This is a genomic window from Streptomyces sp. NPDC015220, assembly GCF_043079345.1.
Taxonomy (GTDB): domain Bacteria; phylum Actinomycetota; class Actinomycetes; order Streptomycetales; family Streptomycetaceae; genus Streptomyces.
On sequence record NZ_JBIBUK010000025.1, the window covers coordinates 42,912 to 67,570 of the forward strand.

Sequence of the window (24,659 nt, forward strand, 5' to 3'; positions counted from 1 at the left end):
CTTGCCGGGAGATTCCCGCCGCGGGCCGGTGAACTGCAAAGACCCGTACTCCTGTTGTCTCCTTCCGGCGTACGGCGCAAACAGCCCGGGTATCACCGAATCGGGCAGGGACGGCGCGTCAGGTGCCCTGGGCGAACGAGGAGTTGTGGTCGACATGACGAGCTGCTGGTACGAGGGGCCGCTGGCCGCCTTCGACACCGAGACCACGGGCGTCGACGTCGAGACCGACCGCATCGTGTCGGCCGCCGTCGTCGTGCAGGACGCCCCGGGTTCGCGGCCGCGGGTGGCCCGCTGGCTGGTGAACCCCGGTGTTCCGGTGCCGGAGGCGGCGACGGCGGTGCACGGGCTGACGGAGGACCAGTTGCAGCGCACCGGGCGCTGGCCGGCCCCCGTGATGTACGAGATAGCCGAGGAACTGGCGGAGCAGGCCGCGATGGGCCGCCCGCTCGTGGTGATGAACGCACCGTTCGACCTGACGCTCCTGGACCGGGAGTTGCGCCGGCACCGGGCCTCCTCGCTGGAGCGCTGGTTCGAGGCGACGCCGCTGCGGGTGCTGGATCCGCGGGTCCTGGACAAGCACCTGGACCGCTACCGCAAGGGCCGCCGCACCCTGACCGACCTGTGCGCCCACTACGAGGTGGTCCTCGCGGACGCGCACGACGCGGCGGCGGACGCGCTGGCCGCGCTGGAGGTCGTCCGTGCCGTCGGCCGCCGCTTCGCGACCCGTCTGGACCGGCTGTCCCCCGCCGAACTGCACAGCCTCCAGACGGGATGGCACGCGGCCCAGGCCCGCGGCCTGCAGGCGTGGTTCGCGCGCAGCGGCACGGAGGAGACCGTGGACCCGTCCTGGCCCCTGCGCCCGGAGTTCCCGGCAGCGGCGTGAGGTCCGCCGCGGCCGACGACGGCCCGGGAGCCGGGGTGCGGGGGACGGGGTGCGGGTGGCGGCGCCCCGGCTTCGCGCGCCGATGCCGCGTGGGACACGCAGAGAGCGACGCGGCTCCGCACAGTCGGCGGATCCGCGTCGCTCTCGCGATCGTGGGCGATACTGGGTTCGAACCAGTGACCTCTTCGGTGTGAACGAAGCGCTCTCCCGCTGAGCTAATCGCCCGGGAACGCAGTGAACAATACAGGTCCCGACGGGCTTCCTTCAAACCGCTTCCAGGTGGGCCGCCAGACCGCGGCGCCCGGAGCGCATCATCAGCCGGTGGTTCAGCCGGAAGACCGGCCGCCCCGGCACGGCGAAGTGCCTGAGCAGCGGTTTGCTCACGTCGACGGCCTGGTCGTAACGGGCGAGCGTGCCCGCGCCGTGCGGGGTGAGCGTCCAACGGGCCCAGCCGTCCATGTCGCCGGACACCGCGACCTCCAGGATCCCGGCCGCCCGGTCCCGGCGCGTCTCCCGCACGGCGAGGACCAGATCGTACGGCAGCAGGGAGCGGATCCGGAGGGTCCCGGCGGCCTGGTCGGCCCGCCGGACCTCGCGTACCTGCCGCCACCACCTGGGGTAGTCCTCGATCCGTTCCAGCGCGGCGTGGACGGCGGCGGGCGGCGCCGTCAGCCTCCACAGACTGCGGAAGCGGTAGTGGGTCCAGTCCATGACCGTCCAGTCTGCCCAGGGGCGGCGGACCCGTGAAGCCTTTCCAGGCGTCGGGGAAGGCCTGCCGTCGGCCCGGCTGGCCCGGGCGAACCGGCGTGGAAGCCCCCGGCCCCGGATCGTCCGCGCCGATCCGCGACCGGGACCGAGTGCGCCTCGCCCCTCTTGTCGTATTTCCGAGGAAAGGTGACGGCCTTTTGGAAAGCGGAGAAGGGATTTCCGCCGAAGGCCCGCTTCCGGAAACTCCTCACGGAAAGACCGGTACACCTGAGAGCCCGTCCGTACCTTGGTCTTCGGATATTTCTTCCCGAAGAGCACGACGGCCCGACCGACCCTCTGGGCGCGTTGCGCGCACCGCTGGAGTAACGGGGCGTCACCATCCATTCCGTGCGGTCCCTTTCGCCGCCGCGGCGGGTCGTCGCGCCCGGCCCGGGCGGGGCCGCCGGAGCACCGGCCGGCGTCGGGACCGTCCGCCTCTCGGAGTCCCCGCCGCGCCGCAGTCGCTTCCTCCGCTCGGCGTCGCCCATTGTCGTGAATCGTTTCGCGCATTCGCCCGCGTGGTCCGGAGGGGTCGGGGCGCCGGACGACACGGACGGGAATTCTCGATGGGAATCCTCGACGGGGGTGTCCGGCGACGGCCGGGCGGACCCCTCTCGGTCCGGCGTCCGGACCGGTTCCCGGGCGAGGCCGCCGTGCGGTTCGACGGGGGCGGCCCGGTCCGGTCCGCGTGGACCGCCGGGGGCGGCCGGGGCGCCGCACGGGGCCGGTGCGGTGTGGAGACGCTCCAGGGGGGAGACGCACGGGGTGGATACGCGCTGCGTGGACCGGCCGATCGCTCGCCGGGGCCCGTACGGGCAGGGCGCTTGGCGGGCCTGCGGGCGGGCGGCCGCTCACCGGCCCCCCTGCCGCCCGCCAGGTGCCCGGCGATCCCTCACGTCCCGGGGCCGCCGGCCCGTGCGGGCCGGGGCGCCCGGGCGCGCCGGGGCTCTCCCGCCGGACGGTCGCCGGACTGCCGCCCGGGAGGGCGGGGCGGCCGGGCGCGCATACGACGGCGGCCCGCCTGCGTGATCGCAGACGGGCCGCCGTCCCGGGTGGGCGATACTGGGTTCGAACCAGTGACCTCTTCGGTGTGAACGAAGCGCTCTCCCACTGAGCTAATCGCCCGGGCGCAGGAAGAACATTACCGCATGTCAGGCAGTGCCCGGGACCAGGGTCCCGCTGGACGGCCCGGAGCCGCCCCCCGGGGCCCTGATCACTGGTTCCTGACGTTCCAGGGCGGGACGAGCCCGAACTTCCAGACGTAGGTTCCGACCAGCGCCGCGACGATCACGAGGCCGGTCACCGTGAGGACGATGTTGCGGCGGCGCACCTTGGGGTCGAGGGCCCGCTGGGCCGCCTCGGTGACCTTGCGCTTGGTCCAGCGGAGCACGAGCTGGGCCCACACGAATTCGGTCGCCCAGATCGCCATGCCGCCGAAGATCACCACCCAGCCCGGACCGGGCAGCGGCAGCATGACGATGCCGGCGGCCACGACCGCGAGTCCGACGACGAAGACACCGACCTGCCAGCTCAGGTGCAGCGCTCGCCGCGACCGGACGAATTCCGGCGCCCGCGAGCCCAGTCCTCGCCGGTCCCGTTCCTCGTCCGGATTTCCCGCGTTCCCCTCCATCTTCGCTCCGTCCGACGCCACGGCAACCTCGTGCGGCTCGTCACTCCCCGTATTCATACGGACAAACCTACCGGAGAGAAACCAGTCACCGGAATGGCCGTACCGCGCGAACCGGTTCTCGGCCGGAAGAGTTACGTAAAGCCAGGCAAAACACTCAGAGGGGTTTACAACGGCACCGTAGGTGGCATGTCGATTTCGCCGACGTGCGAATCCCCGAGCGCACACTGAGCGAAAGGCCCTGGCGCTTATGAACACCACGGTCAGCTGCGAGCTGCACCTGCGCCTCGTTGTGTCGAGCGAGTCCTCCCTGCCTGTCCCCGCAGGCCTGCGGTACGACACGGCCGACCCCTACGCCGTGCACGCCACCTTCCACACCGGAGCCGAGGAAACCGTCGAGTGGGTGTTCGCCCGCGACCTCCTCGCCGAGGGGCTTCACCGTCCCACTGGAACCGGCGACGTCCGTGTCTGGCCGTCGCGCAGCCATGGTCAGGGCGTCGTGTGCATCGCCCTGAGCTCCCCGGAGGGCGAGGCCCTCCTCGAGGCCCCGGCGCGGGCCCTGGAGTCCTTCCTGAAGCGAACGGACGCCGCCGTGCCCCCGGGCACGGAACACCGGCACTTCGATCTCGATCAGGAGCTCTCGCACATCCTCGCGGAAAGTTAGCGGTAGGCCGTCGAGGCCCTTCGAGCTGCCCGTTGCCGTCCACTCGGGGAGACGGCTCGGGCCAGGACAACCGCATAGGGAAGCACCGGCGCCGGTTCCCCGCGGGGGGCCGGTGCCGCTGTGCCCGCACGCCGTCGGCCACGGTGACGCATGGTGACCGCCGGCCGCCTCGGGGGCGGCCGGAGCACCGGTGCGTCCACCGTGGCCGACGCGCGTGCTTCCGCGCTGCCCGGGCGATGGCGGAACCACTACCATCGGCCTGCATCGGCGGGCGTGTGCCCGATCCCCAGGCCAGGGAGCGAAACGTGCTGATCACCCACGACACCCGGTGCGCGCTGGACACCGTGGTGGATCTGGTGAACACCGCACCGGAGGACGACGCGGCGCCGGACGGCCTGGCGGACGTCCCCGCGCTCGCGGATTTCGTGCGAAGCCACAAGATGAGCGATGTCGGGGTGCTCTCGGAGTTCGATCTGTCGGCGGTGCGCAGGATCCGCGGCCGGTTCGCCGGGATCTTCGCGGCCCCGGACCCCCGCACGGCGGCCGGAATGATCAACGAGCTGGTCGCCGCCGCGGGCACCACGCCGAGACTGACGGACCACGACGGCTACGACTGGCACGTGCACTACTTCGCCCCCGGCGCCTCCGTGGCCGATCACCTGGCGGCGGACTGCGGCATGGCGCTCGCCTTCTTCGTGGTCGCCGGCGAGCAGGAGCGGCTGCGGCGCTGCGAGGCGCCCGACTGCCGACGGGCCTTCGTCGACCTCTCCCGCAACCGCTCGCGCCGGTACTGCGACAGCCGGACCTGCGGCAACCGGCTGCACGTGGCCGCCTACCGGGCACGGCGCAAGGAGGCGGCGGGCTGACGGGCCGGCGCGGGCCAGAGGTGTCGTGGTCCCCGGCGGGTGACGCCGAGGACCCACGGGTACGGCTCACAGCAACAGCAGGTCGTGCAACGCGGCCATGAGCAGCAGACACCCGATCACCGCCAGGAAGATCATCAGGGGCGGCTGGGAGAGGGCGAAGAGGCATCCGCGCGGCTTGTCCTTCGGCGGCGCGGCCTCGCTCTGTGTCGTGTCCACCATTTCGCGGTGATGATGACGCAGCGGACACCGTCGACGCGATCAACATGCACGAAATGCCCGGGAGTTCGCCAATTGTCGTGATCTTCGTTTCGATTCGGCCCGGGTGTTGATCACTTCCGGGGCCGTGATGGACACCCCGTGTCGGTCCGGGGCGTGACGGACACCCCCGTGTCGGTCGTCGGTCCGGGCCGTGCGTCAGATGCCGTGCTTCTTGAGGATCGCCTCGATGTCGCCGAAGTCGTCCTCGCCGCGGGGCTTCGCCGCCGGGCGGGCGGTGGGGCGCCCGGCGGGCCGGGCGGCGGGGTCCAGGGACGGCGCCGACGCCGTCGGAGCCGTCGTCGCGTCCTGTGCCGCGGCGCGGGCCGCCGTCCTGCGCTCCTTGCGCGTGCCGCCGCGGCGGCGCTCCACCGCGCGGGTCGTCGCGAAGAGCAGCCAGGCGCAGCCGAGCAGGGCGAAGCCCGCCCAGGCCGTGGGGCTGAAGGCGGTGTCGGCCAGCCAGCCGACGACTCCGGTCATCACCAGGCCGACCGGAACGAGGGAGTAGGCGGCGATCCGGGTCGCCGCGAGGAAGCGCTTCCGGTAGGCCGTGACCGCGGCGATGCCCAGGCCGGCCGCGGAGACGGCGGAACAGACGGTCTCGGCAATCATCCGGTCCTCCAGGCGGGACTCGCCGGTCGAACAGTTCGTCCCATCCATCCTGCACCGGCCGCCGCCCCGGAGGCCACGCTCCCGGCCGACATCAGGGAGATCTCCGGGTCACCTCCTCCGCAGGTGCCGGTCCCGCACCGGCTGACCCGCATCGCTCGTCCCGCCCGGCCGGGCCCGACCCTCACGGCCCGGTCGACGTCCGGTCCGGGCCGCGCCCCGCCCGCGTCACGTCCCGCCCGGGATCACGTCCGGTCGGGACCACGCCTCCCGCCCGGGCCCACGTCCGGTCGGGACCACGCCTCCCGCCCACGCCCACGTCCTGTCAGGACCACGTCCGCCCGGGATGGCGTCCGCCCCACATCACGTCCCGCCCGGGAGCACGTCGGTCGGTGCGTGCCGGGTCCCGTGACGTGGATTGGGTCCTGTACGGCGGGCCTGGGAGACTGGCCCCATGAGCGACTCCTCCTCCGCACCCGCCGTCCCGGTTCTCGAGGTCTGGTGCGAACTCCAGTGCCCCGACTGCCGTACCGCGCTGGACGACCTGCGCGTCCTGCGCGCCCGTTACGGCGACCGGCTGGAGCTGCGCCTGCGGCACTTCCCGCTGGAGAAGCACAAGCACTCCTTCGCCGCCGCGCAGGCCGCCGAGGAGGCCGCCGAGCAGGGCAGGCTGTGGCCCTACGTCGAGGCGGTGCTCGGCCGGGTCGGGGAGCTGAACCGCCGGGGCGAGCCCCTCCTCGTCGAGGTGGCCCGTGAACTGGGCCTGGACGCGGAGGAGTTCGACACCGCGCTCATCGACGGCCGGCACATCCTGGTCGTCGACGCGGACCAGGCCGAGGGCAAGGCGATCGGCGTCACCGGCACGCCCACCTACGTCGTCGGCGGCGAACGGCTGGACGGCGGCAAGAGCCAGGAGGGGCTGCGCGAGCGCATCGAGGAGATCGTGGACCGGCTGCTGGCCGGCCAGGGCGCCTGACCGGCCCGCGGCACCGCCGTCCTACAGCAGGGACTTGCACAGGGCGTACCGCTGGTTCTCGTAGCCGAGTGACTCGTAGAGCCGCTCGGCCACGGTGTTGCCCGCGAAGACGTTGAGTCCCAGGACACGCCGGCCGGCGGCGATCGCCTGGCACTCGGCCAGCAGCATGAGCGTGCGGCCGTGCCCTCGTCCGCGGTGGGGGGCGTCCGTCTCGACGTCGAACACGTAGGCGTCGTCCTCGCGCAGCGCCACCCACAGGGTGCCCACCCGCGTGCCCTCGTGCTCCAGGACGCTGAACAGCATGTTCTCGGTGTCGAGGCCCTGGGGCAGGAGTTGCTCGTGGTCGCGGCGGGCCTTGGCGTACGCCTCGGCCTCCGGCATGCCCCGTTCGATCCAGGTGCGCGCGTAGTGCTCGCTCTCGTACTCCTGCCAGGCCGCGAACTCCGCCCGGGTCATGGGGCGTGCCCGGCTGCCCGCGGGCAGGCCGGGCGGGCGGGCGCCGAGCCGCTTCACCATGCCGCGGTTGCGGTGGACGTAGCCGAGCGTCTCGGTCAGCCGCAGGGCCGCCGGCGCGTCCGCCGGGACGACCGCCTCGATCTGCCCGCAGCCCCAGCCGCGGGCCACCTCCTCGGCGGCGAGCGCGGCCACGGTGCCCCGGCCGCGCCGGCGGTCGGGCTCCTCGATCCGCAGGTGGACGATGCGGGCGACCGAGTCGCCGAAGGCGGGCGAGGTGCCGAGGTGGATCACCCCGACGGGACGGCTGTTCACGCACACCTGGTAGCGGCGTGAACGGGTCCCGTCGGCGTGGTGCTGAAGCGGCTCGGTGGGCCGCAGGGTCGTGGTCATCAGAGGTGTTCTACCCGTTGCCGGGCACGGAGGCAGCCGATTATGCGCGGCCTCCTCACGGATCGAGGTCGTCGCCCGAGCGTTCGCCGAAGATCCGCATGGCCTTGGCGGTCACCGGGCCCGCCGCGCCGGGCAGTTCCCGGTCGTCGACGCGGTGAACGGCCTGGACGTCGCGCAGGGTGGAGGTGAGGAAGACCTCCTCGGCCCGCTCGAGCACGTCCAGCGGCAGGTCGGTCTCCTTGGCGCCGGTCCACTCGACGGCGAGCGCCCGCGTGACGCCGGCGAGGCAGCCGGAGGCGAGCGGCGGGGTGTGGATCTCACCGTCCAGGACGACGAACACATTCGACCCGGTGCCCTCGCAGAGCTGTCCGACCGTGTTGGCGAACAGGGCCTCGGAGGCGCCCTGCCGGTGGGCCCGGGCGAGGGCGACGACGTTCTCGGCGTACGAGGTGGTCTTCAGGCCGGTGAGCGCGCCGCGCTCGTTGCGGGTCCAGGGGACGGTGACGACGGCGGTGGAGTCGGGACGGCGGGTGACCTCGCCCAGGGCGACCACCAGCGTCGGCCCGAGATCGCCCCGGTCGGAGCCGAGCGGGCCGTGGCCCCCGGTGTAGGTGATGCGCAGCCGGCCCAGCGGCATCGGGTTGGCCTCGAGGACGGCGGCGCAGGCGCGGCGGACCTCGTCGTGGTCGGGGTCGGGCAGCCCGAGCCCGCGCGCGGACCGGGTCAGCCGGTCCAGATGGCGGGTGAGCGCGAACGGCTTGCCGTCGGTCGCCCTCACCGTCTCGAAGATGCCGTCGCCCACGGTCAGTCCGTGGTCGAGGACGGACACGCGCGCGGACTCGATGTCCCGCAGCCCGCCGTCGAGCCAGATCCTCACTGGTTGCCTGCCTCACTGATCCGTACCTGTTGCGTACCTGACGCGCCGAGTGGTGCGTCGCGCCGGCCAGGGGCCGGCCGGCGGCGGAGCCGCTGCCGGACGCCGTGCCCGCCGGGCGGGCAGGGCGCCGGGGGGATCACTCCCCGGGCTCCGCGTACGTCCCCGACGCTACCGCGAGCAGCCGGGCGGCCTTCAGTTCGGTCTCCCGCCACTCCCCCTCGGGGTCGGAGCCCCAGGTGATGCCGGCGCCGGCGCCGAACCTCAGCACGGCCGCGCCGCCGGGCGTCCGGTCGATCCAGAAGGTGCGGATGCCGACGGCCAGCTCGCCCACGCCCCGGTCGGCGTCGACCCAGCCGATGCCACCGCAGTAGGGGCCGCGGGGCGCGGTCTCCAGTGCGTCGATGATCCGCAGGGCGCTCGACTTGGGGGCACCGGTGATCGAGCCGGCCGGGAAGGCGGCGGCCAGCAGTTCCGGCCAGCCGGCGCCGGGCCGCAGTTCGCCGCGGACGGAGGAGACCAGGTGGACCAGGCCGGGGTGCTTCTCGACGGCGCACAGGTCGGGGACGGTGACGCTGCCGGTGGTGCAGACCCGCCCGATGTCGTTGCGGACCAGGTCCACGATCATCACGTTCTCGGCGTGGTCCTTCTCCAGTAGCTCCGCCTCGGTGCGGGCGGTGCCCTTGATCGGCCCGGACTCGACGCTCCGGCCGGCCCGGCGCAGGAAGAGCTCCGGGGAGGCGGTGGCGATCTCCACGCCGTGCTCCGGAAGCCGAATCGTCCCGGCGTACGGCGCCGGGTTGCCGCGGGCCAGCACGGCGGTCAGCGCGTCCACGTCGGCCTCGGGCTCGACGGGCGCGGACAGGACGCGGCAGAGGTTCACCTGGTAGACCTCGCCGGCCGCGATGTGCTCGCGGACACGCCGGACGCCGGCCGTGTAGGCGGCGCGGTCCAGGGACGACGTCCAATCGCCGGCGGCCGGGCCCCGCCACCGGCCGGGCGCGGGGGCGGGCACCGGTTCCTCCCGTACGTCCCGGAAGCGGGCGCAGGTCAGCCGGCCCTCGTAGTCGGCGGCGACGGCCCAGAAGCCACTGGAGTCGAGGGCCGCGGGATCGCTGGTGACGTCGGTCAGTCCGATGGCCGCGCGGTCGCCGAAGCGGGCGAGGGGAGGGAGGTCGAGCACATGGTCGAGTCTAGGGCGGGTGTCGCACGGGTGGCCCGCGCGTGACCTGCCGGGGGCCCGACCGGGGGGCCGACCGGGTCCTCACCGGGACGCACCGCAGCACGCTGCGCAAACGCGTTTTTGTACTGGCCCGGGAATCCGCTAGAGTTCAACACGTCGCCGGGACGCGGAAGCGGACCGAAACGACAGGCGGACGTAGCTCAGTTGGTAGAGCGCAACCTTGCCAAGGTTGAGGTCGCGAGTTCGAGCCTCGTCGTCCGCTCGAAGGAAGAGAGGGCCTCCCGGGTCCTCTGCACTCCTGGTGGAGTGGCCGAGAGGCGAGGCAACGGCCTGCAAAGCCGTCTACACGGGTTCAAATCCCGTCTCCACCTCCAAGGACGATTAGCTCAGCGGGAGAGCGCTTCCCTGACACGGAAGAGGTCACTGGTTCAATCCCAGTATCGTCCACTGAAGCCGAGAGGCTTCCACCCGCGCGATTAGCTCAGCGGGAGAGCGCTTCCCTGACACGGAAGAGGTCACTGGTTCAATCCCAGTATCGCGCACGCAGTGCCCGTGATCGTCGGTGTACGATCACGGTCCCGAGGACGATTAGCTCAGCGGGAGAGCGCTTCCCTGACACGGAAGAGGTCACTGGTTCAATCCCAGTATCGTCCACACACCAGGAAGCCCCCGGCCGTCTCGTACGGCCGGGGGCTTCTCTCGTGGCCCGGCCGGGTCAGCTGGAGAACAGCATGCGGCCGAAGCTCTTGTGGTGGTGCCCGTGGTGCCCGTGGTGGCCGCCGTACGGCGCGCCCCAGGCGGGGGCGGGCGGCGCCGGGTAGGCCTGCGGGGCGGGCGGGGGCGGCACCGGCTGGGACCACTGGGCCTCGAGGCGGGTCAGCGCCTCCAGCTCGCCGTAGTCGAGGAAGATGCCGCGGCAGCCGCTGCACTGCTCGATCTGGACGCCGTTGCGGTTGTAGGTGTGCATCGGCGCATGGCACTTCGGACACTGCATGCTCGGCTCAACTCCTCGCCGGTGGGTTCTGCTTCGGGCACCGTCAGGACGGACTCCGTCCGCCCGCGGTCGGTTGCACCCTACTTGGGCGGCCCGTCGGCCAACTCCGGCGGGAGACGGCTCATTCGGTCGCAGGCGTCCACGACGGCCTGTTCGACCTCGTCCACCGGGCGGCCCGCCCCGGCCGCCTTGGCGACGGCCAGCGCGGCGGTCTGCACGGTCAGCGCGCGGGCCGCGGTGTCCAGGGCCGCCCAGGGGTCACCGGCCGCCGCGACGGCCGGTCCGCCCGCCGCGCGGTACGCGGTGAGGAAACGCGTCCAGGTCTCGGGCGGCAGCAGCCCGCAGGCGAACCAGGCCGCAGGGCGGCCCAGGTCCCAGACCGGCGCTCCCGTGCCGAGGTCGTCGACGTCGATCAGCAGCCAGGGGCCGTCTCCGGCCGGGTGCCGCACGAGCTGGCCGAGGTGCAGGTCGCCGTGGCAGAGGGTGCCGGGGCCCGGCATGGGCGCCTCGGCGCGGGCCCAGGCCGGCAGGGTGGTCCAGGCCCGCAGGACGGGCCGCGCCGCCGGGTGCCCGGGGGCGGCGGCGCGGAGCCGGGCGACGGCATCCGCCGCCTTGGCGGGGCCGCGCATGGCGGGCAGGCCCGGTGCGACGGGGGCCCGGTGGAGCCGGGCCAGCAGGGTGGCGGCGGCTTCCCAGGGGGCCGCGTCGGGAACGTCGGGGTCGACGGGAGAGCCGTGGGGCCAGAAGGTGACGAGACGGTCGCGCAGCCGGAGGGGTTCGGGGGCGAGCGGGGGCAGCAGGACGCCGGGGAGCCGGGCGGCCGCCGCGAGACGGAGGGCGAGTTCCGCCGGGTCGGTGCCGGGGGCGTGGGCCTTGGCGACGGCGCCGGCGTGACGGACGACGGTGGCGTCGGGGCGGGCGGCCAGGACGTCCGCCGCGCAGGAGCAGCCGCCCGTGGCCCCCTCGGCCCGCGCGTCCGCCTCGCGGGAGCGGCCGCCCTCGTCGAGGCGGGCCGCATTCGCGGCCCGCGCGGTCGCCCCGCCGTGGCGGTGGTCCGCGGCACGATGGGCCGCCGTCGCGGCCTGCGCGGTCAGCTCGGGCAGCAGGGCGTCGGCTGTCACGGGGCTCCCTCGGATACGGCGGCGACCGTGAGCTTACGCGGACGGGCCGGGCGGAGAACCGGGCCGCCCCACTGGCACGGCCGCACCCCGCCCCGCGGGTTGGTGGCGGAGGACCGGGCCGCCCTCCCCCGGCACCGCCGTACCGCGCCCTCGGGTACGGGGCGGTGAGGCCCGTCCACTCTGGGGACCGCTTCCGGTGGTCCCGCGCCGTACGGGAAAAGGACAATGCCGGCGCAGCTCCCCAGCTGCGCCGGCATTCTGCCGTCCGCCGCACCCCCGTCCCCACGGGGTTTCATGGGTTGATGTCCCCGCCCGGACCGCTCTTCCGGGCCTGGGGACGCCGCTCAGCGCCCCAGCATCACGCCCACGGACGACGCCTGTGTGGCCACTGTGTCCCAGCCGTCGAAGACCAGCAGGAGCAGGGCCGCCAGGGGAAGGGCCATCAGCGTCGCCACCAGGGGGTGGCGACGGCCCGTACGGCGGGGGCGGGTGCGCCGCCCCTGGGGGCGGACCAGCGTCCGCGGAGCCGTCTGGGCCATGGTCCCTCTCCCGACCGTCTCAGTTGTCCTTGGCAGCGGCGGGTGTCGTGACCTCGGGGGACGAGTGCTGCACCCGCCGCTTGACCTCAAATCTAGGCGCGGGACGGCTGCCGGGCGTCATGCCCTCGTACCGATTGCCGGGCCTCCCGGAGGATGAGCCGCGGCCCGGGGTGTACTCCCCTGGGTGGAGACCCGGCTCCGGGTCTCGGGGTCTTCCCGGAGGGGACGCGGCGTGTCCCGCCCTCCTCCGCTCCGAGTCGTGACTTCGCTCACTTCCGCCCCGCGGCGGCGGGCCGGCGCCCTCCCCCTTGGGTCGGGCGTGTCCGCCACCGCCCCCCACCTGCGCCTCGTCTCCCCCGTGCCCGGCGCGTTCCCCTCCCGCCGCCCGCCGAGTCGGCCAACCGCCCTGGGCGGGCGGCCGGTTGGCATCACGCCCGGTCCGGGGCCGAGGCGTCCACCGGCCCCCTGACCGCCCCTCAATTCGCCCGCGCGGCAATGACAATCGATCGGGTAGAGAGGGCGCGGCCTCTGCGCGGGAACGGCCCCGGGTACGTAAGCTGTGGCTCGTCACAGGGACCGGGCAGCGGGGATGAACATGGCGATGATGCGCCTGAGGCGCGAGGACCCGCGCGTCGTCGGCTCGTTCAGGCTTCACCGACGGCTCGGCGCGGGCGGGATGGGCGTGGTCTACCTCGGCTCCGACCGCAAGGGCCAGCGGGTCGCGCTGAAGGTCATCCGGCCGGACCTGGCGGAGGACCAGGAGTTCCGCTCGCGGTTCGCGCGCGAGGTCTCGGCGGCCCGCCGGATCAGGGGCGGCTGCACGGCCCGGCTGGTCGCCGCCGACCTGGACGCGGACCGGCCGTGGTTCGCCACGCAGTACGTACCGGGCCCCTCCCTGCACGACAAGGTGGCCGACGAGGGGGCGCTGGGCGCCGCGGAGGCGGCGGCGATCGGGGCCGCGCTGTCCGAGGGGCTGGTCGCGGTGCACGAGGCCGGGGTGGTGCACCGGGACCTGAAGCCCTCCAACATCCTGCTGTCCCCCAAGGGGCCCCGGATCATCGACTTCGGCATCGCCTGGGCGACCGGCGCCTCGACGCTCACCCACGTGGGCACCGCGGTCGGCTCGCCCGGCTTCCTCGCTCCCGAGCAGGTGCGCGGCGCCGCCGTCACCCCGGCCACCGACGTGTTCTCGCTCGGGGCCACGCTGGCCTACGCGTCGACCGGCGACTCCCCGTTCGGGCACGGCAGTTCGGAGGTGATGCTGTACCGCGTGGTGCACGAGGAGCCCCAGCTGCACGGCGTGCCCGACGCGCTGGCCCCGCTCGTGCGGGCCTGTCTTGCCAAGGACCCCGAGGAACGGCCGAGCACCCTGCAACTGTCACTGCGGCTCAAGGAGATCGCCGCGCGCGAGGCGCAGGGCCTGGGCGATCTGCGGCCGCCCGCGCCGCGCGCCGCCGAGGCCGACCGGCCGACCGGCCGCCTCGCCGACACCTATCCCGACCAGCTGCGCGCCAACTACCCGGAACAGCAGCGCGCCGGCCGTCCCGAACAGCCGCGGCCCGGCTACGCCGATCAGCGGCGGGGCCGGCGGCGCCCGCAGGGCTCCTCCCCCGCCGCCGACGCCCCGCGGGGTGCGGTTCCGGCCTCGCGAAACGGCGCGTCACCGCGTACCGGCGGCTCGCCCCGGAGCGCCGGCGCCCGGCGCGGCGGCGGGCCATCCCGGACCGGCGGTGGACGGACGGTCCCGGCGTCCCGCGGCGGTTCCCGTCCGGGCGGCGGCCGTCCCGCTCCGCGCAGCGGCGCCGGGCGGCCGCGGCCGCGCAACACCTCGACCGGCCGGCGGCCCGCCAACCCGCGGCTGCTGCGGCAGCGGCTGTTCGTGTTCGTGGTGGTGACACTGCTGGTCGCGCTGGGCATCGCGGCGGCGCAGGGCTGCCAGGGGCCCTCGCGCGGGCTCGGCGGCGACCGCGGCGGCTCGACGGCGGGTCAGGACCGTACGGCGGCGGCCGCGCAGCCGTACGTCTCGCTCCCCGGCGCCGGCGAGCGGGCCCGGACCGGCGGATAGGTTCCTCCGTCCGCGACAGGCCGGAGCGGGACGGCCCGGGTCGGCGAACGGTACCCGGGGGCGGGGCGCGTCTGCCGGACGCGCCGTCCGCGGGACCGCGGGCGGCGGGGACGAGCGGCCCGGCGGCCGGATCGTCGTCGCGGAGCGCCCGGGAAGGCGGGGAACGCGCCTACGCCCCGGGACGGCCGGTGGCCACCGCGTAGAAGGCGACCGCAGCCGCCGCGCCGACGTTGAGCGAGTCGACCCCGTGGGACATGGGGATGCGGACCCACTCGTCGGCGGCGGCCAGCGCCCGGGCGGACAGTCCGGACCCCTCGGCGCCGAGCATCAGGGCGACCCGGTCCATCCGGTGCGGGGCGACCTCGTCCAGCGCTCTGGCCTTCTCGTCGGGGGTGAGGGCGAGGAGGGCGAAGCCCGCCTCGCGGACCGGGGCCAGGTCCTTGGGCCAGGTGTCGAGGCGGGCGTACGGCACGGAGAAGACCGCGCCCATGGAGACCTTGACGCTGCGGCGGTAGAGCGGGTCGGCGCAGTCCGGGGAGAGCAGGACGGCGTCCATGCCGAGGGCCGCCGCGGACCGGAAGATGGCGCCGATGTTGGTGTGGTCGTTGACGGACTCCATGACCGCGACCCGGCGGGCGGAGCCGAGCAGGTCGGCCGCCGTGGGCAGCGGCTTGCGCTGCATGGAGGCGAGGGCGCCGCGGTGCACGTGGTAGCCGGTGACCTGTTCGGCGAGCTCCGGAGCGGCCACGTAGACCGGGGCCGTGGCTTCGTCGATGACGTCGCGCATGGCGTCGACCCACTTGGCGGACAGCAGCATCGAACGCATCCGGTAGCCGGCGTCCCCGGCCCGGCGGATGACCTTCTCCCCCTCGGCGATGAACAGGCCCTCGGCCGGCTCGCGCCTGCGGCGCAGCTCGACGTCGGTCAGGCCCGTGTAGTCGCGAAGACGCGGGTCTGCGGGGTCGTCGACGGTGATGAGATCGGCCACGGGGTGTTACTGCCTTGTCCTCGGTACGGGGGCGGACTTGTCCTGGATGCGGTGCGGACGGCGCGCAACCGTGCGGGACGGCCCGGTGCGCGCGGCGCCGGGGGAGCGGCCCGGGTCACCCGGCGGAGCGCGGGCCCACCGTGACGACCGCGCCGATGACGATGACGGCCGGCGGCTTCACGTCCTGCGCGCGTACGGTCTCGGCGACGGTCGCGAGAGTGGCGTCGACGCGGCGCTGGGCGGCCGTCGTGCCCTCCTGGACCAGGGCGACCGGGGTGTCGGGCGACCTGCCGTGGGCCACGAGCGTCTCGGCGATCTTCCCGATCTTGTCGACGCCCATGAGCACCACCAGGGTGCCGGTGAGCTTGGCCAGGCTCGGCCAGTCGACCAGGGAACGTTCGTCGTCCGGGGCCACGTGCCCGCTGACCACGGTGAACTCGTGGGCCACTCCGCGGTGGGTGACCGGTATGCCGGCCGCGCCCGGGACGGAGATGGAACTGGAGATGCCGGGGACCACCGTGCACGGGATGCCGGCCTCGGCGAGCGCCTGGAGCTCCTCCATGCCGCGGCCGAAGACGTAGGGGTCGCCGCCCTTGAGCCGGACCACCGACTTGCCCTGCTTGGCGTGCTCGACGAGCGCGTCGTTGATGGCCTCCTGGGCCATGTACCGGCCGTAGGGGATCTTCGCCGCGTCGATCACCTCGACGTGCGGAGGGAGTTCGGCGAGCAGGTCGCGCGGACCGAGCCGGTCGGCGATGACGACGTCGGCCTCGGCCAGCAGGCGCCGGCCGCGCACGGTGATCAGGTCGGGGTCGCCGGGGCCGCCGCCGACCAGGGCGACGCCGGGGGTGCGGGTGCGGTGGTGCGGGGCGACGAGGGTGCCGTCGCGCAGCCCCTCGACGACCGCGTCCCGGACGGCGGCGGTGTGCCGGGGGTCCCGGCCGCGCGCGTCCGTGGTGAGCACGGCGACCGTGACGCCTTCGCTGTGGCCGGTGGCCGGGGTCCAGGCGGTCGCCGCGTCGGCGTCGTCGGAGCGGACGCACCACACGCGGTGGCGCTCCGCCTCGGCGGACGCGCGGGTGTTCGCGTCGCGGTCGCTGGTGGCGATCAGGGCGTACCAGGCGTCGGCGAGGTCGCCGTCCTGGTACGGGCGCCGCTGCCAGGCGATCTCGCCGGCGTCCGCCATGGCCTCGACGGACGGGGTCGCCTCGGGCGAGACGAGCACGATGTCCGCGCCGGCCGCGATCAGCGCGGGCAGGCGGCGCTGGGCGACCTGGCCGCCGCCGAGGACGACCACACGGCGGCCGGTCAGGCGGAGGCCTACGGGGTAGGCGGGGTGTTCGGCCATGGAGTGCGGCTCCTCGTCCGGGCGGTCGCGGTGGTGCGACATCGTGCAGCAGTCGAAGCGGTACGAAGGGGCGCTACGGCTTCGGAGCAGCCCTGACGTGCGGATTTTAGACGTGCGTTCAGCGTACGGCGGGGCCGGGGGGCACGCGGAAGCGCGAACCCGCCGGCCCCGGTCGCCGCGGCGTCACTTCTCGGTGACGCCCGCCGAGTCGAAGGTCGCCACCTCGTGCATCGCCCGCGCCGTGCTCTGCACCAGCGGCAGGGCGAGCAGCGCGCCGGTGCCCTCGCCGAGGCGCAGGTCGAGGTCGACCAGGGGGCGCAGGCCGAGCTTGTTGAGGGCGGCGACGTGCCCGGGTTCGGCGCTGCGGTGGCCGGCGATGCAGGCGGCCAGGACCTCCGGGGCGATCGCGCGGGCGACCAGCGCGGCCGCGCCGGCGCTGACGCCGTCCAGGATCACCGGCGTACGCAGCGAGGCGCCGCCGAGGAGCAGGCCGACCATGGCCGCGTGCTCGAAGCCGCCGATCGCCGCGAGGACTCCGATGGGGTCGGCCGGGTCCGGCTGGTGCAGTTCCAGGGCGCGGCGCACCACCTCGGTCTTGCGGGCCAGCGTCTCGTCGTTGATGCCGGTGCCCCGGCCGGTGACCTCGGCGGGGTCGACGCCGGTGTAGACCGAGATGAGGGCCGCGGACGCGGTGGTGTTCGCGATGCCCATCTCGCCGGTGAGCAGCGCCTTGTTGCCCGCCGCCACCAGGTCGCGGGCGGTCTCGATGCCGACCTCGATGGCCTGCTTGGCCTCCTCGCGGGTCATCGCGGGACCGGCGGTCATGTCGGACGTACCGCCGCGGATCTTGCGGGGCAGCAGACCGGGGGTGGCCGGGAGGTCGGCGGCGACACCGACGTCGACGACGCAGACCTCGGCGCCCACCTGGGCCGCGAAGGCGTTGCAGACCGCTCCCCCGCCGAGGAAGTTGGCCACCATCTGGGCGGTGACCTCCTGCGGCCACGGGGTGACGCCCTGGGCGTGCACGCCGTGGTCGCCGGCGAAGATCGCGACGGCTGCGGGCTCCGGGATCGGCGGGGGGCACTGCCGGGACAGCCCGGACAGCTGCGCGGAGATGATCTCCAGCATGCCGAGCGCGCCGGCCGGCTTGGTCATCCGCTTCTGCCGCTCCCATGCCTCGCCGAGCGCCTTGGCGTCCAGCGGCCGGATACCGGCGACGGTCTCGGCGAGCAGGTCGTGCGGGTCCTCCCCGGGCAGCGCGCGCCGGCCGTAGGTCTCCTCGTGCACGACCCAGGACAGCGGGCGGCGCTTGGACCAGCCGGCCTGCATCAGCTCGGGCTCGTCCGGGAACTCGTCGACGTATCCGACGCACAGGTAGGCGATGACCTCGAGGTGCTCGGGCAGGCCGAGGGTCCGGACCATCTCGCGCTCGTCGAAGAAGCTGACCCAGCCGACGCCGAGTCCTTCGGCGCGGGCGGCGAGCCAGAGGTTCTCGACCGCCAGAGCGGCGGAGTACGGCGCCATCTGGGGCTGGGTGTGCCGGCCGAGGGTGTGCCGGCCGCCGCGGGTCGGGTCGGCGGTGACGACGATGTTCACCGGGGTCTCGAGGATGGCCTCGATCTTCAGGGCCTTGAACTGCTTGGCCCGGCCCTTCGGCAGCGATCTGGCGTACGCGTCGCGCTGCCGCTCGGCCAGTTCGTGCATCGCGCGGCGGGTCTCGGCGGAGCGGATGACGACGAAGTCCCAGGGCTGGGAGTGGCCCACGGACGGCGCCGTGTGGGCCGCCTCCAGGACGCGCAGCAGCACCTCGTGCGGGATCGGGTCGCCGCGGAAGCCGTTGCGGATGTCGCGGCGCTCGCGCATCACCTTGAGCACGGCCTCGCGCTCGGCCTCGTCGTAGCCGGGCGCGGCCGGACCGGTGGACTGTCGTGCTTCCGCCACTGCGGCCGTGCTCTCTTCCTGGTGCTCTTCCTGATCGGCGACCGCGGTGCCCGGGTCGTCCGTGTGCTGGACCGCGTGGGGTCCGTCCGCCTCGCCGGCCGCGGCGGGGACGGCGTCGCCGTCACGGGGGGCGGGGACGGTGGCGATGGACTCGACGTGCTCGGCGTCCGGCTGCTGCCCGTGCGCCCGCGGGGCCGGCTGCTCCGCGGGCTCGGCGTGCGGCTGCGGAGGGATGGGGGCCAGGTGCGGGGTGGTCGGCACCGAGCCCTCGACCGGGACGAACAGACCCACCGGCGTCTCGGGCCCGGACTGCGGCGGCACGGCGGGAACGCTCGCGCCGTCGATCCGCTCGGCGGGGGCGGCGTCCGTGGCGGCCGCCCGGGGTTCCTGGCCCTCGGGCGCCGACGCAGGCTCGGCCTCGGCGTCGGCCGCCGCCGGGCCGGCCGGTCCGGCGAGCGGGGGCCGGTCGTCGGCGGGCCGCGCCGCCCCGTGGTCCGCGGGGGCCGTCCCGGTGGGCGCGGGCTCGGCGGGCGCGGTGGCCCGGGCGGTCTCCGGTACGGCCGCCACGGGCGCGTCGGCGGGCTCGGGCACGGCCGTCGCCTGGGGCGCGGCCTCCGGCTCGGTCACCGCCTCCGGCTCGGTCACGTGCCCGACGGCGGGGTCCACGGGGGCCGCGGCGGCGGCCGGGACGGCGACCTGCTGGCCGGCCTGCGCGACCGGGGTCGGCAGGGGCGCCACCGGCTGTGCGTCCTCGGCCGCCTCCGGGTGGCCGGGCGCGGCGGCGGCCCCGGCGGGTACGGCGACGTCCTCCGCGACGGCGGGAACGCCCTCGGCGGGCGGCACCGCTGCCTGGGCGGGAGCCGCGGGCCCGGCGGGGTCCGCCGCTTCCGGCGCGGGCCCGGCCTCGGACTGCGGCACGGTCTCGGACTCCGGCTGCGGCGCGGGGGCCGCGGGCTCCTCCAAAGCGGCTGCCCGCGCCTCGGCGGCGTCGGGCGTGGGCTCGGCCGCGGGCTGCGCCTCGGCCGGCTGCGGAGCGTCGGCGGCCTGCTGGACCGCGGCGGCCTGCTCGGAGGCGGCAGCCCGCTCCTGGGCCTGTGCCGAAGCGGCGACCTGCTCCGGGGGCGCGACCTGCTCCGGCGCGACGGCCTCGGCTGCTGTGTCGGTCGGCGCGACCGGCCCGGCCTCGTCCGTCCCGGCGGCCGGGCCGGCGGCCGGTTCCTGTGCGGTCCCGGACGCCGGGGCGCCCTCGGGGGCCTGAGCGACTTCGGGGGCCTGAGCGGCCTCGGGAGCCTGGGATACCTCAGGGGCCTCGGCCACCTCGGGAGCCCGGGCCACCTCGGGAGCCTGGGCCACCTCGGGAGCCTGGGCCACCTCGGGAGCCTGGGCCACCTCGGGAGCCTGGGAGTCCTGGGAGTCCCGCACGGCCTGGGAGACCGCAGCGCCCTGCGCGGCCTCCGCGCCCTGGGCAACCTCGGCGTCCTGAGCAGCCTCCGTGTGCTGAGCAGCCTCCGCGCCCTGCGGAACCGGAACGGCCTCCGGGACCGCTACGGCCTCGGAAACCGGAACGGCCTCGGGAACCGGGGTCTCCTCCACGGCCTGGAGGCCTTCCGCCGCCTCGGCGGCCCCGGGGGCTTCCGGAACGGCCGTCTGCGGCACCTGGCCGGCGGCCGGGGCGGCGACCGCCTCGGCGGCGGGTACGGCCCCGTCCGTGCCGGAGTCCGGCTCACCGGCCTCGGTCGCCGGCTCCGCCACCGGGGCCGGGCCCGTCTCGGCGACGGACTCGGCACCGGCGTGCGGCACCCCAGGCGCGGGCGCGGCCTCGGGGGCGGCCTCGGCCTCAGGGGCGAGCGCGGCCTCAGGGGCGGCCTCGGCCTCAGGGGCGGCCTCGGCCTCGGGAGCGAGCGCGGCCTCGGGAGCGAGCGCGGGCTCGGCCTCGGGGGTGGAGCCGCCCGGGGCGGCGGGGGTCTCCTGCGCCGCCCGGCCGGGCTGCTCGGGCGTCTCCCCGGTCACAGGGTGCCGGGCGCCCTCGTGCTCGTGCCCGGCCGGTACGCCGGGCTGCTCCTGCGGTGCCGGGGCGTAACCGGCGACGCCGGCCTGGGCGGTGAGGCGGGCCACGGTGGCCTGGGCCGCGTCGACGGGCTCCGCCGCCGGGCCGGCCGTTTCCGTGTCCGCCACCCGGACGCCCGCCGGGGGCGCCACCGGAGCCGCCGCGCCGCCCTGCGCGGCCGGCGCGCCCCACGGGGCGGCGCCCTGCGGAGCCGTCTCGCGCGGCTGCCGGGCGTCGAGGTACTCGGGCACGGCGGTGGGCTGCGCCGACGGCCGGACCGGCGCGTCCGCGGGGCCGCGGTCGGCCAGGGAGCGGACGGGGCTGGCGGAGGCGTCGGGGATCGGCGGGCCGAGGTGCAGCGGCCTGCGCGGGGGCACCTGCGCGGCGGCGGGCGGCATCATCGGGTCGGGGTGCAGAACGCCGCTCAGGTCGACGGAGCCGGTGTCGCGGCCGGCCGTCTCGTGCGGGCCGGGCTGGTGGACGGCCTCGACGACGGGTTCCGGGACGGGCGGCGGCACTTCGTTGCCCCAGGCGCCCTGGGAGCCGGGCAGCAGCAGGTCTTCGTCCTCGGCGGGTGACTCGGAGAGGTAGGTGTAGACACCGTGCGCGGCGACGCCCGGCTGCTCCACCATGCCTGCGCTCTCCGGCAGCCCCTCGCCCGGGACCTGGCCGGTGTCCGTCATGCGTACCCCTCGCCCAATCGGTTAGTGCTCCTACGACCAGCTCACCGGGAGCGGCGCACCGACCGCCCCGCAGTGAAGAACGAGCGTCCGCGCCCAGCGGCACGAACGACCCGCCCGTAAAAGGCGACAAAGCCATTGAGTGGCATTGTCGCGGTCGTCCGGCCGTCGCGACAGCGTGATCCGCCACGGCCCGCTGTGGACTGCGCCACGTTGCGCGTCCTCCGGTTCCGCCGTACCGCACCCCCGTGAAACGGGCGGGTTTTCCGGACATTGCCGAACGAAGCTCCGGACCACCCAGTGCGGTACAACGATCGGCCAGCCTACCCCGCGCGGTACGACAACCCGATCACGGGGCGCGGTCCGCGAGCCCCGTCCGGCGGCCCTCAGTGAGGGGTCTCGCTCCGCCCCAGTTCCCCGCTGAGCAGGAACGCGACACTCCGCTCGGTCTCCGTCCAGGCGCGGGTGTCGAGTTCGACGGACTGGAGCAGGGCGCACTCGACGCGGTAGCCGTGCTCGGTGAGTTCGCGGCCGACGCGCTCGGCGGCGTCCCGGGTGGCGGCGTGCGTGACGATGCGCTGCGGGCGCCGGTCGGCGACCGCGTTGACCACGGCCGCTCCCCCGCCGCCGACGCGGACGACGTCCGGTTCGGGCAGGTTCTCCAGGATGTGCGGGGCGATGCCGGGCACCACGTGCAGTTGGACGCCGAAGCGGCGTGCGGCGGCCTCGGTGCGGGCGCAGGCCTCCGGGTCCCGGTCGACGGCGATGACGGCGGCGCCGCCACGGGCGGCCTCGGTGGCGAACGCGCCGCTGCCGCAGCCGATGTCCCAGACGAGGTCGCCGACGCGCGGCCCGAGGCGGGCGAGTTGGGCGGCGCGAAGCAGATCCGTTTCTCCCTCGCCGAGTCCCCCGCCGTACGCCTCGGCGGGCTGGGTCCAGCCGCGCGGGCCCGCGGCCGGGTCGCGCCCGGCGATCCAGCCGCCGTCCTCACCGGCGCCGGCCCGGCCGCCGACGACGATGACGACGTTCGGGTCGCGCCAGGTGTGGTCGGCGGCCTTGTCCGAGGTGACGACCGTGACCCGCTCGTGTTCGGTGCCCAGTTCCTCGCAGATGACGAAGGTGCGGTGCACCCCTTCCATGAGCAGGCCCAGCTCGGCCGGCCCGGCGCCGGGGGCGGTCAGCACGGCGACCTTGGTGTGGGCCCGGCACACGTTGACCGCGCGTCGCAGGGTGCGCTTGTGGGCCACGACCACCTGGGCGTCGTCCCAGGGCATTCCGGCACGGGCGAAGGCGGTGGCCACCGAGGAGACCGCGGGGACGACCTCGACCTCCAGGCCGAACTCGGGTGCGCGCAGGGTCCGTACGACCCCGAAGAAGGCCGGGTCGCCGTCGGCGAGCACCACGGCGGTACCGCGGTGGCCGGCGATCCGGCGGGCGGCGAGGGCGACGCTGCCGAGGCGGATGCGCTCGGCCGTGCGGGGCACCTCGGGGAGGGCCAGATGGTGGGCCGCGCCCGCCACCAGAGTGGCGGCGCCGAGCGCGCCGCGCGCCGCGTCGGTCAGCGGCGAGCCGTCCCAGCCGATCACCGTGACCCGGTCGGCCATCGTTGTCATTCTCCAGGGGATGTCGCAGGTCGTCAGGGTGCGAACGCCCGCAGGCGGGCTCCGTGAGGTTATCCGGTGCGGCCGCCGGGTGCGCGACCGGGCGGTGCCGGCGGTCGGCCCAGGCCCGTCAGCTCCAGTCCAGGAACGACGTGAAACCGCCGGTGTCGGCGAGTTCCTCGTCCGCCCCGTCCAGGTCCTCCGGCAGCAGGCTCCAGACTATGTAGTCGGTGCGCACCTCCGTCCAGGCGCCGTCCTCGGTGCGCGCGCGGGCTATGCAGGCGTTGCGCAGCACGCCCTCGCTGATGCAGCCGATCCTCTGCGCGACCTGCTGGGAGGCGGTGTTGTCGGCGGCGGTGCGCAGTTCGATGCGCTCGAACCGCTGGTCGCCGAAGAGCCATTGGGCGATGGCCAGGGCCGCCTCGGAGGCGTAGCCCTCGCCCCGGGCCCAGGGGGCGATGACGTAGGACAGTTCGGTGGAGCGTACGCTCCAGTCGGTTCCGGTCAGCTGGACGACGCCGACCAGCCGCTGGGTGAGGAACTCGGTGACGGCGAGGCCGAAGCCGCGGCCCGCGGTGCGCTCGGCCGGGGCGTACTCGGTGATCCAGGAGCGGGCGTGCTCCTCGGTGAAGGGCTGCGGGACGTCGGTCCAGGCCACGACCTGCTCGTCGTTCATCATCTCGGTCAGGGCGGCGACGTCGTCCTCGTCGAGGCGACGCAGCACCAACCGCTCCGTGCTGATGGAGATGTTGGGGAAGGTGCTAGTCATGCGCCGCTCCGTAACCTTCGGAAATACCGTCAGGGCCTGCTGAACTGCCCAGCATGCAGCATGGAAGCACCCAACCGCACCACGGGGTCCGCCCCCGCCGCCTCGGCGGCGGGGAAGTGCCCCCGCCCGGTGCGGGAGCGGACCCCGGGTGCGGCGACCCCGGGCGATATTAGAACGCCGGTACGACCGCGCCGTTGTACTTGTCCTCGATGAACTTCTTCACCTCGGGCGAGGTCAGCAGCTTGGCGAGCTTCTTGACGCGCGGGTCGTTCTCGTTGCCCTTCTTCACGGCGAGGAAGTTGGCGTACGGGTTGTCCTTGGCGGACTCGGCGGCGAGCGCGTCCTTGGCCGGGCTGAGCTTCGCCTCGAGCGCGTAGTTGCCGTTGATCACCGCGGCGTCGACGTCACCGAGGGAGCGCGGCAGCTGGGCCGCCTCCAGCTCCTTGAACTTCAGGCCCTTGGGGTTGTCGGTGACGTCCTTGGGGGTCGCGTCGTACCCGGCGCCCGACTTCAGCCCGACGACGCCGTTGGCCTCCAGCAGCTTCAGCGCGCGGGCCTCGTTGGTGGTGTCGTTGGGCAGGGCGACGGTGGCGCCCTTCTTCAGGTCCGCCAGCTTCTTGACGCTCTTGGAGTAGACGCCGAGCGGTTCCAGGTGCACGGTGCCGCCGGGCACCGGCACGATGTCCGTGCCGTTCTTCTTGTTGAAGTCGTCGAGGTACGGCTTGTGCTGGAAGTAGTTGGCGTCCACCTGGCCCTGCTGGACGGCCGTGTTCGGGGTCACGTAGTCGGTGAACTCCTTGACCTCCAGCTTGAGGCCGGCCTTCTGCGCCAGGTGGTCCTTCACATAGGTGAGGATCTCGCCCTGCGGGGTGGGGGTGGCGGCGACCGTCAGCGTGGCGTCGGCGTCGGCCTTGCCGGAGCCGGAGTCCGAGCCGCAGGCGGAGAGCCCGAGCGCGAGGGTTCCGGCGGCCAGTACGGCGGTGGTGATCTTGGCGGTGTTACGCACGAAAAGTGCCTTTCCTTGGGGTGGTGCGGC

At 74.7% G+C, this 24,659-nt stretch carries 21 protein-coding genes and 7 tRNA genes; 10 read left to right on the plus strand and 18 right to left on the minus strand.

What is annotated here, in order from left to right; all coding sequences use genetic code 11:
- Window positions 1-154 precede the first annotated feature (154 nt).
- Window positions 155-883: a 3'-5' exonuclease gene (locus ACF061_RS32905; RefSeq protein ID WP_392270666.1), complete on the plus strand. Its 729-nt coding sequence runs from the start codon at window positions 155-157 to the stop codon at window positions 881-883.
- A 153-nt stretch (window positions 884-1,036) separates the two neighbouring features.
- On the opposite strand, the gene ACF061_RS32910 is transcribed toward ACF061_RS32905, so the two are convergent.
- The 4 genes from ACF061_RS32910 to ACF061_RS32925 form a co-directional block, all read right to left on the minus strand.
- Window positions 1,037-1,108: transfer RNA gene (locus ACF061_RS32910), tRNA-Val, on the minus strand.
- A gap of 39 nt (window positions 1,109-1,147) precedes the next feature.
- On the minus strand, window positions 1,148-1,594 hold the full coding sequence (locus tag ACF061_RS32915) for an SRPBCC family protein (RefSeq protein WP_392270667.1): 447 nt from the start codon (window positions 1,592-1,594) through the stop codon (window positions 1,148-1,150).
- Window positions 1,595-2,683: 1,089 nt separating this feature from the next.
- A tRNA-Val gene (locus ACF061_RS32920) sits at window positions 2,684-2,755 on the minus strand.
- A gap of 88 nt (window positions 2,756-2,843) precedes the next feature.
- Complete coding sequence (locus tag ACF061_RS32925; protein ID WP_392270668.1) at window positions 2,844-3,317, minus strand: TIGR02611 family protein; 474 nt, start codon at window positions 3,315-3,317, stop codon at window positions 2,844-2,846.
- Window positions 3,318-3,507: 190 nt separating this feature from the next.
- On the opposite strand from ACF061_RS32925, the gene ACF061_RS32930 reads away from it, so the two are divergent.
- Window positions 3,508-3,921, plus strand: a complete 414-nt coding sequence (locus ACF061_RS32930; protein ID WP_004002642.1) for an SsgA family sporulation/cell division regulator — start codon at window positions 3,508-3,510, stop codon at window positions 3,919-3,921.
- Window positions 3,922-4,226: 305 nt separating this feature from the next.
- Window positions 4,227-4,787, plus strand: a complete 561-nt coding sequence (locus ACF061_RS32935; RefSeq protein WP_392270669.1) for a CGNR zinc finger domain-containing protein — start codon at window positions 4,227-4,229, stop codon at window positions 4,785-4,787.
- 66 nt (window positions 4,788-4,853) lie between these two features.
- Here ACF061_RS32935 and ACF061_RS32940 read toward each other — a convergent pair whose 3' ends face one another.
- Entirely contained in the window at window positions 4,854-5,006 is a 153-nt protein-coding gene (locus ACF061_RS32940) for a hypothetical protein (protein ID WP_392270670.1), read from the minus strand.
- A 195-nt stretch (window positions 5,007-5,201) separates the two neighbouring features.
- Window positions 5,202-5,654, minus strand: a complete 453-nt coding sequence (locus ACF061_RS32945; RefSeq protein ID WP_392270671.1) for a hypothetical protein — start codon at window positions 5,652-5,654, stop codon at window positions 5,202-5,204.
- 451 nt (window positions 5,655-6,105) lie between these two features.
- Here ACF061_RS32945 and ACF061_RS32950 point away from each other — a divergent pair, with 451 nt between their 5' ends.
- Window positions 6,106-6,627 (plus strand): DsbA family protein, encoded by a 522-nt coding sequence (locus ACF061_RS32950; RefSeq protein ID WP_392270672.1) that lies wholly within the window; start codon window positions 6,106-6,108, stop codon window positions 6,625-6,627.
- A 21-nt stretch (window positions 6,628-6,648) separates the two neighbouring features.
- Here the strand turns inward: ACF061_RS32950 and ACF061_RS32955 are convergent, their stop codons facing one another.
- From ACF061_RS32955 to ACF061_RS32965, 3 genes are all read right to left on the minus strand, one after another.
- A complete protein-coding gene (locus ACF061_RS32955) occupies window positions 6,649-7,473 on the minus strand; it encodes a GNAT family N-acetyltransferase (protein WP_392270673.1) in 825 nt (274 codons plus the stop codon).
- A gap of 55 nt (window positions 7,474-7,528) precedes the next feature.
- Window positions 7,529-8,350: an aminotransferase class IV gene (locus ACF061_RS32960; protein WP_392270674.1), complete on the minus strand. Its 822-nt coding sequence runs from the start codon at window positions 8,348-8,350 to the stop codon at window positions 7,529-7,531.
- 136 nt (window positions 8,351-8,486) lie between these two features.
- Window positions 8,487-9,530 (minus strand): chorismate-binding protein, encoded by a 1,044-nt coding sequence (locus ACF061_RS32965; protein ID WP_392270675.1) that lies wholly within the window; start codon window positions 9,528-9,530, stop codon window positions 8,487-8,489.
- Window positions 9,531-9,719: 189 nt separating this feature from the next.
- On the opposite strand from ACF061_RS32965, the gene ACF061_RS32970 reads away from it, so the two are divergent.
- The 5 genes from ACF061_RS32970 (at window position 9,720) to ACF061_RS32990 (ending at window position 10,184) form a co-directional block, all read left to right on the plus strand.
- A tRNA-Gly gene (locus tag ACF061_RS32970) sits at window positions 9,720-9,792 on the plus strand.
- A gap of 38 nt (window positions 9,793-9,830) precedes the next feature.
- A tRNA-Cys gene (locus ACF061_RS32975) sits at window positions 9,831-9,904 on the plus strand.
- Between the two features lies 1 nt (window position 9,905).
- Window positions 9,906-9,977 (plus strand) — tRNA-Val (locus ACF061_RS32980).
- A gap of 23 nt (window positions 9,978-10,000) precedes the next feature.
- A tRNA-Val gene (locus ACF061_RS32985) sits at window positions 10,001-10,072 on the plus strand.
- Between the two features lie 40 nt (window positions 10,073-10,112).
- Window positions 10,113-10,184, plus strand: a tRNA-Val gene (locus ACF061_RS32990).
- A gap of 61 nt (window positions 10,185-10,245) precedes the next feature.
- Here the strand turns inward: ACF061_RS32990 and ACF061_RS32995 are convergent.
- The 3 genes from ACF061_RS32995 to ACF061_RS33005 all read right to left on the minus strand — a co-directional run bounded on the left by ACF061_RS32995 (window position 10,246) and on the right by ACF061_RS33005 (window position 12,184).
- A complete protein-coding gene (locus tag ACF061_RS32995; protein ID WP_392270676.1) occupies window positions 10,246-10,524 on the minus strand; it encodes a zf-TFIIB domain-containing protein in 279 nt (92 codons plus the stop codon).
- A gap of 80 nt (window positions 10,525-10,604) precedes the next feature.
- The gene (locus tag ACF061_RS33000) at window positions 10,605-11,645 is read right to left on the minus strand and encodes a phosphotransferase (RefSeq protein ID WP_392270677.1); all 1,041 of its coding nucleotides are present in this window, start codon (window positions 11,643-11,645) and stop codon (window positions 10,605-10,607) included.
- A 344-nt stretch (window positions 11,646-11,989) separates the two neighbouring features.
- Window positions 11,990-12,184 (minus strand): hypothetical protein, encoded by a 195-nt coding sequence (locus ACF061_RS33005; protein WP_392270678.1) that lies wholly within the window; start codon window positions 12,182-12,184, stop codon window positions 11,990-11,992.
- Between the two features lie 589 nt (window positions 12,185-12,773).
- Between ACF061_RS33005 and ACF061_RS33010 the strand changes: the two genes are divergently transcribed.
- Complete coding sequence (locus ACF061_RS33010; protein WP_392270679.1) at window positions 12,774-14,249, plus strand: serine/threonine-protein kinase; 1,476 nt, start codon at window positions 12,774-12,776, stop codon at window positions 14,247-14,249.
- Window positions 14,250-14,418: 169 nt separating this feature from the next.
- On the opposite strand, the gene ACF061_RS33015 is transcribed toward ACF061_RS33010, so the two are convergent.
- From ACF061_RS33015 to ACF061_RS33040, 6 genes are all read right to left on the minus strand, one after another.
- Window positions 14,419-15,237 carry a TrmH family RNA methyltransferase gene (locus ACF061_RS33015; RefSeq protein WP_392270680.1) on the minus strand — a complete coding sequence of 273 codons (819 nt, stop codon included), beginning with the start codon at window positions 15,235-15,237 and terminating at the stop codon, window positions 14,419-14,421.
- 115 nt (window positions 15,238-15,352) lie between these two features.
- Window positions 15,353-16,585 (minus strand): uroporphyrinogen-III C-methyltransferase, encoded by a 1,233-nt coding sequence (gene cobA, locus ACF061_RS33020; RefSeq protein WP_392270733.1) that lies wholly within the window; start codon window positions 16,583-16,585, stop codon window positions 15,353-15,355.
- Window positions 16,586-16,768: 183 nt separating this feature from the next.
- The gene (cobT, locus tag ACF061_RS33025) at window positions 16,769-21,256 is read right to left on the minus strand and encodes a nicotinate-nucleotide--dimethylbenzimidazole phosphoribosyltransferase (RefSeq protein ID WP_392270681.1); all 4,488 of its coding nucleotides are present in this window, start codon (window positions 21,254-21,256) and stop codon (window positions 16,769-16,771) included.
- Between the two features lie 383 nt (window positions 21,257-21,639).
- On the minus strand, window positions 21,640-22,857 hold the full coding sequence (cbiE, locus tag ACF061_RS33030) for a precorrin-6y C5,15-methyltransferase (decarboxylating) subunit CbiE (RefSeq protein ID WP_392270682.1): 1,218 nt from the start codon (window positions 22,855-22,857) through the stop codon (window positions 21,640-21,642).
- Between the two features lie 127 nt (window positions 22,858-22,984).
- A complete protein-coding gene (locus tag ACF061_RS33035; protein ID WP_392270683.1) occupies window positions 22,985-23,623 on the minus strand; it encodes a GNAT family N-acetyltransferase in 639 nt (212 codons plus the stop codon).
- 169 nt (window positions 23,624-23,792) lie between these two features.
- Window positions 23,793-24,629 (minus strand): MetQ/NlpA family ABC transporter substrate-binding protein, encoded by an 837-nt coding sequence (locus ACF061_RS33040; protein WP_392270684.1) that lies wholly within the window; start codon window positions 24,627-24,629, stop codon window positions 23,793-23,795.
- Between the last annotated feature and the right edge of the window lie 30 nt (window positions 24,630-24,659).

Excerpts from the sequence above, each read along its gene's own strand:
- ACF061_RS32905 (WP_392270666.1), top strand. The coding sequence starts at position 155 with ATGACGAGCTGCTGGTACGAGGGGCCGCTGGCCGCCTTCGACACCGAG.
- ACF061_RS32915 (WP_392270667.1), bottom strand. The coding sequence starts at position 1,594 with ATGGACTGGACCCACTACCGCTTCCGCAGTCTGTGGAGGCTGACGGCG.
- ACF061_RS32925 (WP_392270668.1), bottom strand. The coding sequence starts at position 3,317 with ATGAATACGGGGAGTGACGAGCCGCACGAGGTTGCCGTGGCGTCGGAC.
- ACF061_RS32930 (WP_004002642.1), top strand. The coding sequence starts at position 3,508 with ATGAACACCACGGTCAGCTGCGAGCTGCACCTGCGCCTCGTTGTGTCG.
- ACF061_RS32940 (WP_392270670.1), bottom strand. The coding sequence starts at position 5,006 with ATGGTGGACACGACACAGAGCGAGGCCGCGCCGCCGAAGGACAAGCCG.
- ACF061_RS32945 (WP_392270671.1), bottom strand. The coding sequence starts at position 5,654 with ATGATTGCCGAGACCGTCTGTTCCGCCGTCTCCGCGGCCGGCCTGGGC.
- ACF061_RS32950 (WP_392270672.1), top strand. The coding sequence starts at position 6,106 with ATGAGCGACTCCTCCTCCGCACCCGCCGTCCCGGTTCTCGAGGTCTGG.
- ACF061_RS32955 (WP_392270673.1), bottom strand. The coding sequence starts at position 7,473 with ATGACCACGACCCTGCGGCCCACCGAGCCGCTTCAGCACCACGCCGAC.
- ACF061_RS32995 (WP_392270676.1), bottom strand. The coding sequence starts at position 10,524 with ATGCAGTGTCCGAAGTGCCATGCGCCGATGCACACCTACAACCGCAAC.
- ACF061_RS33005 (WP_392270678.1), bottom strand. The coding sequence starts at position 12,184 with ATGGCCCAGACGGCTCCGCGGACGCTGGTCCGCCCCCAGGGGCGGCGC.
- ACF061_RS33010 (WP_392270679.1), top strand. The coding sequence starts at position 12,774 with ATGAACATGGCGATGATGCGCCTGAGGCGCGAGGACCCGCGCGTCGTC.
- cobA (WP_392270733.1), bottom strand. The coding sequence starts at position 16,585 with ATGGCCGAACACCCCGCCTACCCCGTAGGCCTCCGCCTGACCGGCCGC.
- cobT (WP_392270681.1), bottom strand. The coding sequence starts at position 21,256 with ATGACGGACACCGGCCAGGTCCCGGGCGAGGGGCTGCCGGAGAGCGCA.
- cbiE (WP_392270682.1), bottom strand. The coding sequence starts at position 22,857 with ATGGCCGACCGGGTCACGGTGATCGGCTGGGACGGCTCGCCGCTGACC.
- ACF061_RS33035 (WP_392270683.1), bottom strand. The coding sequence starts at position 23,623 with ATGACTAGCACCTTCCCCAACATCTCCATCAGCACGGAGCGGTTGGTG.